General features: G+C 67.6%; 12 protein-coding genes. 9 read left to right on the top strand and 3 right to left on the bottom strand.

The features are described from left to right. The first annotated feature begins 9 nt into the window (after window positions 1–9). The 5 genes from BUB09_RS04330 to BUB09_RS04310 are packed head-to-tail and all read left to right on the top strand — an operon-like array spanning window position 10 to window position 5,634. The gene (locus BUB09_RS04330; protein ID WP_072894645.1) at window positions 10–2,058 is read left to right on the top strand and encodes a VTT domain-containing protein; all 2,049 of its coding nucleotides are present in this window, start codon (window positions 10–12) and stop codon (window positions 2,056–2,058) included. A 15-nt stretch (window positions 2,059–2,073) separates the two neighbouring features. Next, window positions 2,074–3,009 carry a signal recognition particle-docking protein FtsY gene (gene ftsY / locus BUB09_RS04325; RefSeq protein WP_072894642.1) on the top strand — a complete coding sequence of 312 codons (936 nt, stop codon included), beginning with the start codon at window positions 2,074–2,076 and terminating at the stop codon, window positions 3,007–3,009. Then, complete coding sequence (ftsE, locus tag BUB09_RS04320) at window positions 3,006–3,719, top strand: cell division ATP-binding protein FtsE (protein ID WP_084083156.1); 714 nt, start codon at window positions 3,006–3,008, stop codon at window positions 3,717–3,719. Before ftsY ends, ftsE begins: the two co-directional genes overlap by 4 nt. Beyond that, window positions 3,719–4,678 (top strand): permease-like cell division protein FtsX, encoded by a 960-nt coding sequence (gene ftsX / locus BUB09_RS04315; protein WP_072894640.1) that lies wholly within the window; start codon window positions 3,719–3,721, stop codon window positions 4,676–4,678. Before ftsE ends, ftsX begins: the two co-directional genes overlap by 1 nt. After that, window positions 4,675–5,634: an alpha/beta fold hydrolase gene (locus BUB09_RS04310; protein ID WP_072894637.1), complete on the top strand. Its 960-nt coding sequence runs from the start codon at window positions 4,675–4,677 to the stop codon at window positions 5,632–5,634. The genes ftsX and BUB09_RS04310 overlap by 4 nt, the downstream gene beginning before the upstream one ends. Before the next feature lie 48 nt (window positions 5,635–5,682). Here the strand turns inward: BUB09_RS04310 and BUB09_RS04305 are convergent, their stop codons facing one another. From BUB09_RS04305 to BUB09_RS17625, 3 genes are all read right to left on the bottom strand, one after another. Beyond that, window positions 5,683–6,948 (bottom strand): CE1 family esterase, encoded by a 1,266-nt coding sequence (locus tag BUB09_RS04305; RefSeq protein ID WP_072894635.1) that lies wholly within the window; start codon window positions 6,946–6,948, stop codon window positions 5,683–5,685. Between the two features lie 124 nt (window positions 6,949–7,072). Beyond that, complete coding sequence (locus tag BUB09_RS04300; protein ID WP_245793131.1) at window positions 7,073–7,438, bottom strand: c-type cytochrome; 366 nt, start codon at window positions 7,436–7,438, stop codon at window positions 7,073–7,075. An 8-nt stretch (window positions 7,439–7,446) separates the two neighbouring features. Further along, entirely contained in the window at window positions 7,447–7,788 is a 342-nt protein-coding gene (locus tag BUB09_RS17625) for a c-type cytochrome (protein WP_072894633.1), read from the bottom strand. 228 nt (window positions 7,789–8,016) lie between these two features. On the opposite strand from BUB09_RS17625, the gene BUB09_RS04290 reads away from it, so the two are divergent. The 4 genes from BUB09_RS04290 to ntrC all read left to right on the top strand — a co-directional run bounded on the left by BUB09_RS04290 (window position 8,017) and on the right by ntrC (window position 12,826). Continuing rightward, window positions 8,017–9,564 carry a Ppx/GppA phosphatase family protein gene (locus BUB09_RS04290; RefSeq protein WP_072894630.1) on the top strand — a complete coding sequence of 516 codons (1,548 nt, stop codon included), beginning with the start codon at window positions 8,017–8,019 and terminating at the stop codon, window positions 9,562–9,564. Between the two features lie 30 nt (window positions 9,565–9,594). Beyond that, window positions 9,595–10,131, top strand: coding sequence for a DUF4124 domain-containing protein (locus tag BUB09_RS04285; protein ID WP_072894628.1), 537 nt, complete (start codon window positions 9,595–9,597; stop codon window positions 10,129–10,131). 83 nt (window positions 10,132–10,214) lie between these two features. Then, window positions 10,215–11,297, top strand: coding sequence for a nitrogen regulation protein NR(II) (glnL, locus tag BUB09_RS04280; RefSeq protein ID WP_072894626.1), 1,083 nt, complete (start codon window positions 10,215–10,217; stop codon window positions 11,295–11,297). Further along, window positions 11,294–12,826: a nitrogen regulation protein NR(I) gene (gene ntrC, locus BUB09_RS04275; protein WP_072894623.1), complete on the top strand. Its 1,533-nt coding sequence runs from the start codon at window positions 11,294–11,296 to the stop codon at window positions 12,824–12,826. Before glnL ends, ntrC begins: the two co-directional genes overlap by 4 nt. Window positions 12,827–13,164: the final 338 nt, after the last annotated feature.

The raw sequence follows: 13,164 nt of genomic DNA, 5'->3' as shown, positions 1-13,164 counted from the left end.
AGCGCCGCCGTGCTGGCGAACGCCCAAGCGTTTCTCGACTGGATCGCCGCCCACCCCGGGCTGGCGCTAGCGCTGCTGTTCGCCGCGTCGCTGCTGGATGCGCTGTTCATCATCGGCGCGTTCGTGCCGGCGTCGATCTTCCTGTTCGGGGTCGGTGCGCTGGTGGCGCTGGGCACGCTCGACCTGTGGCCGGCGGCGGGCGTGGCCGCAGCCGGTGCGCTGATCGGGGATGTGATTTCGTTCGGAGTCGGCCGCCACTACCGCGAGCGGCTGTTCAACATGGCGCTGATGCGCCGCCATCCGGAATTCGTCGCCCAGGGCCGTGCGTTTTTCGAACGGCATGGCGGCAAGGGCGTCTGGCTGGCGCGTTTCCTGGGGCCGGTGCGCTCGGTCACGCCGGCGATGGCCGGCGCCTCGGGACTGCCGCTGTGGCAGTTTGTGCTGATCGACAGCAGCGCGGCTTATCTATGGGCGCTGATCTACATCCTGCCGGGTGTGCTGTTCGGCGCCAGCATGGGCCTGGCGGCCGAAGTGGCGACCCGTCTGGCCGGCTTGCTGGTGCTGGTGTTCGTGCTCGGCGGGCTGATCTTCTGGCTGGTGCCGCTGCTGATGACCGCGCTGCAGCAGCGCGGCGAACGGTGGCTGGGCCCGGTGCTGGACTGGAGCCGGCGCCACCGCCACTTGGGCCGTTTCGGCGCCACGCTGGCCGATCCGCAGCAGCCGGAAACGCCGGCCTTGGCCGGCGTCGCGCTGAGTCTGGTCGTGCTCGGCGGCTTGTGGCTGTTCAGCTTGGCCGATGCAGCCGAGCACCCGTACCCGTCACCGGTCGACGCGCTGATCTACCAGACGCTGCACGACCTGCAGACGCCCTGGGGCAACCTGCTGGCCTATGCGATCGCCCAGCTGGGCAGCCCCTGGGTCTACGGCCCGGTGGCGCTGGCCGTGCTCGGCTCGCTGGTGGCGCGGCGCAAGCCGCGCGCGGCGGCGCACTGGGTGGCGGCACTGGCGTTCGGCGCGCTGATCTCGCTGGGGCTGCACGCGGTGCCGATCCGGCCGGCGCCGGCGACCTACTACCACGGCCTGGGCGCGGCGGCGCTGCCGCGCGACCTGGTGATGGTCATCGTCATCTACGGCTTCGCCGCCGTGCTGCTGGCCACGCAGCGGCCGCAGCGGCTGCGACGGCGCTTCTACGTCGGCAGCACGGTGCTGGTGTCGATGATCCTGCTGTCGCGGCTGTATCTGGGCATCGAATGGTGGAGCCTGACGCTGTTCTCGATCGTCGTGTCGCTGACCTGGCTGGGCGCACTGGGCTTGGGCTATCGGCGGCACCAGCCGGAGCGGCTGTTCGTGCGCGGCTTCTTGCTGCCGGTCGGTCTGGTGTTTTTCGTCGCCGCCGGCGCGCGCTGGAGCAGCGACGCCCCGTTGCCAGAACGGCCGTTCGCGATCGCCCACGAGCAACCGATCCAGCCGGCGACCTGGTGGACCGGCGGCTGGCAGCAACTGCCGCTGCAGCGTGTCGATCTGCGCGGCCGCAGCGGCGCGCCGTTCAACCTGCAATGGGCTGGTGATCTGGCCGCGATCGCAGCGGCGCTGAAGGCCGACGGCTGGCAGCCGCTGGCCGAGCCGTCCGGCGGCAACCTGCTGCGCTGGCTGACGACGACCAGCAGCGTCGACCTCCTGCCGCTGCTGCCGCTGGTGCACGCTGGACGCCACCCGGCACTGGCGCTGCGCCAGCCGATCGACGACGAGCATCAGCGCGTGATCCGGCTGTGGGATTCGGGCTTTCAGCTCGGCCTCGACGGCGGCGGCAGCGAAGCGGTTTGGCTGGGCGCACTGAGCACGCAGACAGCGCGCACCTACTACCGGTTGTTCCGCTACCCGGTCACCGACCGCGCCGTGCCGCTCGATTTCAAGGCGCCGCCGCCATACGAGCAGCGCCAGGTCGAGCCCCCGACCGGCCCGCTGTGGCTGATCGCCGAGAACCCGAGCCTATACACTGCCGCCTATCGCGACACCGGCGCCGTGGTTCCGACGCCGCTCCCTTCCCCGATTCCGTAGACGACGCCCCCCGGCATGGCCGACCTGCTTTCCAAGTTCCGCACCACGCTCAACAAGGGCCTGGGTGGCGACAGCTGGCTGACGAAAGACATCTCGACGCTGTTCAGCGGCGCGGCGCTGAGCGCCGACGCGCTCGAAGAGCTGGAAACCCGGCTGCTGATGGCCGACGCCGGCCTCGAAGCCACGCAGTGGCTGATCGACAAGGTCCGCGCCGATGTCGACGGCGGGCGGATCAAGACCGAAAAGCAGCTGCGCGACGCGCTGCGCAAGGCATTGCTGGAGCTGCTGCAGCCGATCGCCAAGCCGTTGAAGATCCCGGCATTCGTAAGGCCTTACATTTTGTTCGTCGTCGGCGTCAACGGTGTTGGCAAGACCACGACGATCGGCAAGCTGGCGCAGCGTTTCAAGAACGACAAACTGTCCGTTTTGCTGGCCGCCGGCGACACGTTCCGCGCTGCGGCCGTGCAGCAGCTGACGACCTGGGCCGAGCGCACCGGCACGCCGATCCTGAGCCAGGGCGAAGGCGCCGACAGCGCCAGCGTGATCTTCGACGCCGTGCAGTCGGCCAAGGCGCGCGGCATCGACATGGTGATCGCCGACACGGCCGGGCGGCTGCATACGCAGAGCCACTTGATGGAAGAGCTGCGCAAGATCAAGCGCGTGATCCAGAAGCACGACGCATTCGCGCCGCATGAAGTGTTGCTGGTGGTCGACGCCACCACCGGCCAGAACGCGCTGAACCAGGCGATCCAGTTTCATGAGGCGATTGGCCTGACCGGCATCGCGGTGACCAAGCTCGACGGGACGGCCAAGGGCGGCATTCTGCTGGCGATCGCAAGGCGCATGGCATTGCCGATCCGCTACGTCGGACTTGGTGAGGCGGTCGACGATCTGGAAGTGTTCGACGCCGGCCTGTACGTGGAATCGCTGATCGGAGGAACGGGCGCATGAGCCAGGCGCTGGTGCAGTTTTCGCAGGTGTTCCATCGCTATCCCGGCGGCAACGGCGACGTGCTCAAGGGCGTCGACTTTCAGCTCGACGCCGGCGAGATGGTGTTCCTGACCGGCGCTTCGGGCGCCGGCAAGTCGACGTTGCTGCGGCTGCTGGCGCTGCTGTCGCGCGCCAACCGCGGTCAGGTCGTCGTCGCCGGCAACAACCTGGCCCAGCTCAAGCGCGGGCAAGTGCCGCTGTATCGCCAGCAGATCGGCATGATCTTCCAGAATTTCAACTTGTTGAACGACCGCAGCGTGTTCGACAACGTGGCGCTGCCACTGGTGATCCGCGGCTATTCGCACCAGGACATCGGCCGGCGCGTGCGCGCCGCGCTGGACACGGTCGGCTTGTTGCACCGCGAGCGCGCCCGTCCGGCGACGCTGTCCGGTGGCGAGCAGCAGCGCGTCGGCATTGCGCGCGCCGTGGTCACCAAGCCGCTGCTGCTACTGGCCGACGAGCCCACCGGCAATCTCGACCCGGTGATGGCGCAGGAAGTGATGCGCTTGTTCGAGCGCTTCAACGACGTCGGCGTCAGCGTGCTGGTGGCCACGCACGCGATCGATCTGATCGAGCGCATGGGACACCGGATCGTGCATCTGGAAGACGGCCGCGTCGTCGCGGGTGCCGGGATGGAAGCCGCGTCGCGGCTGTCGCTGGGGGTGCTGTGATGGCCGTGCGTCCCAACGCCGACATGCAGGTTGAAGCGCCGGGCTGGTTGGCGCGCATCGCCCAGGATCACGCCCGGGTGTTCTTCTTCTCGCTCGGCAAGCTGGTGTCGCAGCCGGGCGCCGCGCTGCTGACGGCGGCTGTGATCGGCATCGCGTTGGCGCTGCCGGCCGCGCTACATCTGGCGGTCAACAACTTTCAGCGGCTGGCTTACGGCTGGCAGGACGAGCTGCAGCTGTCGCTGTTTCTGAAGGACGAGGTCGATGAAGCGCGCGGTCAGGCGCTGGCCGTATCGTTCATCAAGCGCGACGGCGTCAAGCAGGCGCGCTACTTGTCGCGCGAGCAGACCGCGGCCGAGTTTCGCGAGTTGTCGGGCTTTGGCGAAGTGCTGGACCTGCTGGAACGCAACCCGCTGCCGGCGGTCATCGTCGTCACTCCCGATGCGTCGCGCAGCGCCGATCAGGTCGAAGCGCTGGCCAAAGAGCTGGCGGCGCTGCCCGAAGTCGAGCTGTCGCAGATGGACCAGCAATGGCTGCAGCGCTTGCAGACGCTGCTGACCATCGTCGAACGCGTCGTGCTGCTGGTGTCGGCGCTGCTGGGCGTGGCGGTGCTGGTGATCGTTGGCAACACGCTGCGACTCGACATCGAAGCGCGCCGTGACGAGATCGAAGTCATGAAGCTGATCGGCGCGCCGGATGCGTTCATCCGTCTGCCGTTTCTGTACGGCGGCTGCTGGCTGGGGCTGCTCGGCAGCTGGGTGGCGCTGCTGATGCTGGCGGTCGGGCTGGCCGTGCTGCAGACGCCGGCCGCGCAGTTGGCCGCGCTGTACCACAGCGATTTCGCCGTCCAGGGACCGGGTGCCGGCACCATCCTGCTGATCATCGGCGGCGGCGTGCTGCTGGGCGTGGCCGGCGCGTGGTGGACCGTCAGCCGCCACCTGGCCGCGATCGAACCGTCGTGACACGGCTCGGCCGGCGGCTGTTGTCGGCCGCGCTGCTGGTGCTGGCAGCCGCGTTGGCCGCGGTTGCACTGACGCTGGCACCCGATCGTCCGGTCGAAGACCTGGCAGCGCGCTGGGCACCGCCGCCATCGCAGTTCGTCGACATCGACGGCATGCGCGTGCACCTGCGCGACGTCGGGCCGCGCGGCGATGCGCATCCGCTGGTCTTGCTGCACGGCACCTCGGCCAGCCTGCACACCTGGGAAGGCTGGGTGTCGGCCTTGTCGGCGCAGCGCCGCGTGATCACGCTCGATCTTCCGGGCTTTGCGCTGACCGGTCCGTTCCCCGACGGCGACTACCGGGTCGAGCGCTACGTGGCATTCATGCGCGCGCTGCTCGACCGCCTGGCAATCGACCACGCCGTGCTGATCGGCAATTCATTCGGCGGCCAGGTGGCGTGGACCACGGCGCTGGCGCTGCCCGACCGCATCGACGCGCTGGTGCTGGTCGACGCAGCCGGCTATCCGCGCGCGGCCAAGTCGGTGCCGATCGGATTCCGCATCGCGCAGACACCCGGCTTGCGCCTGCTGATGCGGCAGGTGCTGCCGCGTGCCTTCATCGAATCCAGCTTGCGCAACGTCTACGGCGACCCGTCCAGCGTCAGCGATGCGTTGGTCGACCGCTATTGGGAGCTGACGCTGCGAACCGGCAACCGGGCCGCGCTGGCGGCGCGGTTCGAGCAGAGTGCCCCTGGCCCCGAGTGGGTCGCACGAATCGCGACGCTGACGCTACCGACACTGATTCTCTGGGGTGGGCGCGACCGGCTGATTCCGCCGCCGCTAGGCGAGCGCTTTGAGCGCGACATCGCCGGCAGCCGCCGCATCGTGTTCGACGAGCTGGGCCACGTACCGCAGGAAGAAGATCCGATGCGCAGTGTGGCGCCGGTCGACGGCTTCCTGCGCGACCACCGACTGTAACGACGGCAAGCTGGGCAGCGACGGCGACGCCGCCGCTGCCCGGTACGCTCAGTAGCGACCCGAGGCCAGCTTGAGCAGGTCGTAGCCCTGCAGCGTGGCGTCGAACGAGTCCGGCTTGGTGTTCAGCTGGCTCGGCAACGCCCCTTCGATCGCCGTCACCTGGCTCGGCCAGCGGTGGATGCCGTCCTGGATCGTGACCAGGTACTGCCGGCGATTCTGGCGGCAGCCATTGCTGGCCTCGTCGAACACGGTCGTCAGCCGGGTGTCGTCCGGTGCGGTCTGATAGCGGATGTCGTTGCCGGTGCAGCCGTTGGCGGCCTTGAACTTGGCGTGCACGTCCGGAATCGACAGACCCAGGTTCAGCGCGCCGTCGTACGGCGTCACGACGTCGGCGGTGCCGTGGACGATCACCGTACCGACCGCGCGGGACGGCGCGCAGCGGCGGGCGATTTCGGCGCTCATCGACGAGGCCACCGACAGCACCGCGTCAACGCGGTCCGACGCGAGGCAGGCGTACTGGTAGGCCATGGCGCCGCCGTTGGACAGGCCACTGATCAGCAGCGGCAAACCATCGGCGTCAAAGCGGTTGCGCACGTCGGAGACCACGTCGTCGAGGAACTCGATGAACGGCTCGACCGCCTCCACCGCCGGGTAGACCGGCCAGCGAGAACCGGGCGCGTCCAGCACGCCGCCGAGTGGCAGGCCCAGCGCCTCCAGTCCGAGCGAATCCAGGCCCAGCGAATCCAGACCGAAAGCCGACGGCGCCTGAGGGACGATGACCAGGGCGTCGCGTTCGCGCGCCAGCTCCTGCAGACGAATGACGTTGGAAAACGTTTCGACGCGCGACGCCAGGTAGTGCAGCGCCATGTAGATGCTGGCTGGCTGGCGGCTCCCCTTCAGCACCAGATAGTGCGAGACCTGTCCGCTGCGGCTGGTGAACTGGATGGACTGCACGGTAACGCCATCGCAGGGAGCGACCGAGCCGGACAGAGCAAACAAGCCCTGCGGCAGCGCGCAGTACTGACCCGCCTTGTTGGAGCAGTCGTCGCCGGCCGCGATGCGCGCCGGATCGAACTCGGCTTCACAGCTCTTCGCCGTCGGAGGTGGTGGCGGTGGTGGAGGCGGCGGAGGTGGCGGTGGTGGATTACCGCCGCCACCAGTCCCTCCACCACCGGTACCACCGCCATTGCCGCCGCCGCCCGTCGCCGGTGGCGGCGTGCCGGTATCGTCACCGGGGACCGTCGGGTCGCTGACATTACCGCCACAGGCGCTCAGGCACGCGGCGACGAGCGCAATTCCTAACCATCGCTTCATAACGAATGACACCCCAAAACCCATTTTTCTAATCAGTTGTGTCGCGGTCCGGACCTATCGCCGGCGTCCGGCCGCGCGGCCACAAAAAAGGCCGGCGGCGCCGGCCTTTTTTTGATGTTGAAGACTACTTCTGCTGCTCGAGCTTGAACGTGTAGATCGGGCTCGCCTGGTGCGCAAAGTACTGGGACAAGGCCGCGATATCGGCATCGGTCAGATTGGCGGCCTGGGCCTTCATCACCGCGTTCTTGCGGGCGCCGGAGCGATAGTCCTTCAGCGCGTGCTCGATGTAGCTGGCGTACTGGCCGGCCAGCACCGGGTACTCCGGCACGATCGGTTTGGCGCCATGCTCGCCGTGGCAGGACTGGCACACCGGCAACAGCTGGTCGATCGCGGCGCCAGCGGCACCGTGGTCGGCCGCCTGGGCCGACAGGCTCGGCAGCGCCAACGCAGCGGCGCCGATCAGCAGGGTCTTGAGGTCGAGACGGATCACGGCGCGCTTCACTTTTCGGCCTTGTCGGACGGATGGCGGGGGGCCTGGGTCAGGAAGGCAGCAATGTCTTCCATGTCCTGGTCGGTCATGCTGGAAGCTTGGGCGCGCATCGTCGGATGCGGGCGTTCGCCAGAGCGGTACGCCTTCAGCGCCGCCACCAGATACGCCGGCTGCTGGCCGCCGAGCTTGGGCACGCGGTAGTTCGGGTATGCGTTGACGTAGAACGGGATGCCGTGGCACCCGACGCAAGTGTCCGACTTGTCGCGGCCGGCGGCGGGATCGCCCGCAGCTGCGGCAGGCAAGCTCAGCAAAGCGGCAAGGGCCATGATGCCCCGACGCGCGAGTTTCATACCATCGACTCCCAGGATACGGTTGGTTCTAAGGCCGCTGGCACTCGTGCGGGCGAGATTCGCCGACGGGGCTGGCAGCAGCTTGAAATTGTCGAGGATTTTAGCATCGTGGGTCAATGAAAGCCGTATGGAACCGGCGGTTGATATAGTCGACACGCTCGTCGGCCGGATCACAGTGGTTTGTGATCTTTTCTGCATTAATACGTTTTTGATGTCGGGTTTATCACTATGAGCTCTCACGCCGACCGCCTCGGCGCCGCGCCCGACCCGACCGTCGTCGCTGCGGTGGACCTCGGCTCCAACAGCTTCCACATGATGGTGGCGCGCAGCGCCGGGACCGATCTGCAAGTGATCGACCGGCTACGCGAGCCAGTGCGCTTGGCGGCCGGACTCGACGCGCGGCGGCGCCTGACCAGTGAAGCGGAGTCGCGCGCGTTGGCTTGCCTGCAACGCTTCGGTCAGCGCCTGAGCCACATCCCTCGCGAACGCGTCCGCGCCGTGGGTACCAACACCCTGCGTCGCTTGCAGGAAGCGGGCGGTGCCAGCGGTGGCTTTGTCGAACGGGCCGAAGCGGCGTTGGGCCATAGCATCGAGATCATTTCGGGTGTCGAGGAGGCACGGCTGGTCTACGGCGGCGTGATCCACGGCATGGGCGGGTCGGAAGATCAGCGGCGACTGGTCGTCGACATCGGCGGCGGCAGCACCGAGGTGATCATCGGTCGCGGCGCCACAGCCGAACTGATGGAGTCGGTCGGCATGGGCTGCGTCGTGCATCAAACCGCACATTTCGCCGACGGCACGATCAGCCGATCGCGGTTCCGTCAGGCTCGGTTCGCGGCCCGGCTCGAGTTGGAATTCCTCGAAAACCGCTATCGCCGCGCCGGCTGGGATGTGGCCATCGGCGCCAGCGGCACCGTTCGCGGCGTCTGGCGCGTGATGCGCGAGCAGGGTTGGGCCGACGAGCAGATCACGCGCGACGGCCTGGAAAAGACCGTCGAGTTGGTAATCGACCGCGGCCACGTGTCGAAAATCGACTTCCCGGCGTTGCGCGACGACCGCCGTCCGGTGTTCGCCGGCGGGCTGGCCGTACTGGCCGGCGTGTTCGACGCACTCGACTTGCAGCGCATGCAGACCTCCGACCGAGCCCTGCGCGAAGGCCTGATCTACGACCTGCTGGGGCGGTTGGCCGATCACGACGTTCGTGACGAGTCGGTGCAAGCGATGGCACTGCGTTACGGCGTCGACGCCGCACACGCGGCGGCCGTGAACAAGACCGCGCTTAAGCTGCTCGGGCAGATCTGCGGACCGTGGCAACTGGAGCGCAAGGCGGCGACGACGCTGCTCGGCTGGGCGGCGACGCTGCACGAAATCGGCTTGGTGATCGCGCATTCCTCGTACCAGAAGCATGGCGAGTACATCCTGCGGCATGCCGATCTTCAGGGGTTTTCTCAGACCGACCAGAAGCAGCTCGCAGCCTTGGTGCGGCTGCACCGCAGCAAGTTCAGCGAGAGCGCGCTCAACGACTTGCCGGCAACGCAGGCCGAGACGATCCGCAAGCTGGCCACGCTGCTGCGCCTGGCCACGCTGCTGCACCGAAGCCGGGCACCGGAGCTGGACCCGCCGGTCAGCATCCGCAGCGGCAGCGGCCAGTCGCGGCGGCAGATCGATCTCGCGTTTCCGCGCGGTTGGCTGGCGGCGCATCCGCTGACTCAAGCCGACCTGCAGCAAGAAGCCGACTATCTGAAATCCGCAGACGTTCGACTGCGCTTCGAGTGAGGCCGAGCACCGCACTGCCACAGTACGACGATGCTCGAACCGCTCCGCCCCCTGCTGCGCTGGTCGCTGTGTCTGCTGGCCCTGCTGCCGCCGGCCACGTACGCCGAGGTATACCGATGGACCGACGCTCAAGGCGCGGTTCACTACGGCGACCGCCCTCCGACGCCTGGGGCCAAACCAGCCCAGCTGCCGCCTTTGCAGCTGATCCCCGGTAGCAGCTCCGCGACGCGGCCGTCGACAGCCGCAGGCACCGCGCCGGCACCGACGACACCGGCGCATGGCATCAGCGTCGTGTCGCCGACACCCGATCAAACCTTGCGCAACACCGACCGCACGCTGCGCGTGTCGGTCCAACTGAGCCAGCCGCTGCCCGAGGGCGGTGGACTGCTATACCTGCTGGACGGCAACCCGCGTACGCCGGCGCCGATCCGCGACCTCAGTTATGCGATCACCGACGTCGACCGGGGCACGCACATGGTCAGCGCGGCGGTCGTCGATGGTCGCGGCAAGGAGTTGGGGCGCGCCGCGCCCGTCCTGGTGCACCTACTCCCGCCCGGGCTGAAGTAACGGCGCACCAGATCGGTGCATCTCGAGCGGAAGCGGCGGTTTTTAGGGCTCTTTTTTGGCCCAGCTTTTGCTAAAACGGAGCAATGAAACTCGCCCCCAGCAAAAGTGCGGCGCCGGCGCACATTCTGGATGCGCAGACGACCGCGGTAATCAGTCTCGACTCGGCCTTGCGCGTCGTGTTCATCAATTCCACGGCCGAATCGGTGTTCGGCGTCAGCCGACGCTACGCGATCGGTGAGTTGTTCACGCACGCCGTGCCCCAGTTCATCCCCCACGCCGAACGGCTGCGCGAAGCGCTACGCGCCGGCACCGGCTTCATCGAGCGCGAACTGCAGCTGCGCAAGAGCGGCGACCAGGCGATCACCGTCGACTGCACGGTAACGCCGATGCAGCTCGGCAAGCACGTCGGGCTGCTGATCGAAATCCTGCCGATGGATCGCCACCTGCGGATCTCGCGCGATGAATTGCTGCTGGCCCAGCAACAGGCCAGCCGCGAGCTGATCCGCAGTCTGGCGCACGAAATCAAGAATCCGCTGGGCGGCATCCGCGGTGCCGCTCAGTTGCTGGAGCGCGAATTCCCCGACAGCGAACATCGCGAGTACACGCGCGTGATCATTCGCGAGGTCGACCGCCTGCAGAACCTGGTCAACCGCTTGCTCGGCCCCAACCGGGTGCCGCAGAAAACGGCCGTCAACGTGCACGAAGTGCTCGAGCACGTTCGCCAACTGGTCGAAGCCGAGGCGCCGCGGGGCGTCAGCTTCATGCGCGACTACGACCCGTCGATTCCCGAACTGATCGGCGATCGCGAGCAGTTGGTACAAGCCGTGCTCAACATCCTGCGCAATGCACTGCAAGCCGTCGGCGATGAAGGGGCGATCGCGCTGCGCTCACGGACGCGGCGCCAATACACCATCGGCGGCATCCGCCACCGACTCGTCGTCCAGATCGACATCGAAGACGACGGCCACGGAATACCCCCCGCCATGATCGATAAAATTTTCTACCCAATGGTCACCATGCGTGCCGAAGGCACGGGACTTGGATTGCCGATTTCGCAATACCTGATCCATACGCATGGCGGAGTCATCGAGTGCAAGTCTCGCCCGGGCAACACCGTTTTCTCGATCTACCTGCCGCTCGACGTTTCGGCCGGGACGCCGGCATGAGCCCGGCACTGACGGTCTGGGTCGTCGACGACGACGAGTCGATCCGCTGGGTGCTGGAGCGCTCGCTGGCACGCGAGGGCATGCAGGTCACGGTGTTCCCTGGTGCTGCCGAATTGCTCGACGCGCTGTCCGACGGCACGCCCGACGTGCTGGTCAGCGACATCCGCATGCCCGGCGTCAACGGCCTGGAGCTGATGGAGCGCGTACGCGCCAGCAAGCCGCTGCTGCCGGTGATCATCATGACGGCGCATTCCGACCTGGACTCGGCCGTCGCGGCATACAAGGGTGGCGCGTTCGAATACCTGCCCAAGCCGTTCGATGTCGACGGTGTGGCCGCGCTGGTGCGCCGCGCCGCATCCAAGCGCCCTGCCATCGAGCCGCAGGAAGACGCCACGCCCACCGCGATCATCGGCGAAGCGCCGGCGATGCAGGACGTGTTCCGCGCCATCGGTCGTCTCAGCCAAAGCCAGATCACGGTGATGATCACCGGCGAATCCGGTACCGGCAAAGAGCTGGTCGCGCGCGCGCTGCACAACAATTCGCCGCGCGCGAACCGCCCGTTCATCGCCGTCAACACGGCGGCGATTCCGAAAGATTTGATGGAATCGGAATTCTTCGGCCATGAACGCGGCGCATTCACCGGCGCGCAGATGCAGCGCAAGGGCCGCTTCGAACAAGCCGACGGCGGCTCGCTGTTCCTCGACGAGATCGGCGACATGCCGTCCGATTTGCAGACGCGCTTGCTGCGCGTGCTGCAGAACGGCGAGTTCTACCGCGTCGGCGGCGTCGCGCCCGTGCGCGTCGACGTCCGCGTGATCGCCGCCACGCACCAGGACCTCGAAACGCTGGTCCGCGAAGGCAAGTTCCGCGAAGACTTGTTCCACCGGATCAACGTGATCCGCGTCCGAATCCCGCCGCTACGCGAACGCGCCGAAGACATTCCGCACCTGATGCGGCACTTCCTGGTCGCGGCCGGTCGCGAGCTGAAGACCGAACCCAAGCGCCTGCTGCCCGAGGTGATGGAGCGGCTGTGCCGATTCGACTGGCCGGGCAACGTCCGCCAGCTCGAAAACACCTGCCGCTGGCTGACGGTGATGGCGCCGGGCCAGGACGTGCACCTGCAAGACCTGCCGCCCGAGTTGCGCGATGCCAAGCGCACGACGGAGCCACCGGCCCAGACCATTCCTGAACCCGCGCCGGTTCCGGCGCCTCCGGTCGTCACGACCCCGCCTGTGATGCCGCCATCGTTGAGCGCTGCCGCGATCGGCTTGCCGATGGTCACGATCCCGACCGCGACCACAGCGCCGGCTCACGAGGGTCAGTGGGCAGCCCACTTGCGCGCCTGGGCTGCAATCGAGCTCAAGTCCGGACGCAGCGATCTGCTGGCCGAAGCCACGCCGGCGTTCGAACGCACGATGATCGAAGTCGCACTGGAAGCCTGCCATGGCCAACGCCAGGAGGCCGCGCGCCGGCTGGGCTGGGGCCGCAACACGCTGACCCGTAAAATCAAGGAACTCGGGATGGAGTGAGGCGCCTGCAGCGCCGGGGGCTCACAGGTTCAAGACCGCGTCACTCTGAAAGTCCCTCATCCGGCGCTTCGCGCCACCTTCTCCCGGCGGGAGAAGGGAGCAAAGCCAGCAGCACCGCCAGCCGAAGCCCGTTGACTCAGAACCCCTCTCCCCCCGGGAGAGAGGCAGCGGTGAGGGACTCGCAGACTCAAGCCAGGCTCAATCCTCAAACACCCTCATCCGGCGCTGCCGCGCCACCTTCTCCCGGTGGGGGAAGGGAGCAAAGCCAGCAGCACCGCCAGCCGAAGCCCGGTGACTCAGAACCCCTCTCCCCCCGGGAGAGGGGCAGGGGTGAGGGA

Origin of the sequence: Hydrocarboniphaga daqingensis (assembly GCF_900129825.1) — a bacterium.
GTDB classification, from domain to species: Bacteria; Pseudomonadota; Gammaproteobacteria; order Nevskiales; family Nevskiaceae; genus Hydrocarboniphaga; species Hydrocarboniphaga daqingensis.
Note: the sequence above shows the minus strand (reverse complement) of the source record. Positions and strands in the feature narration are given on the sequence as shown.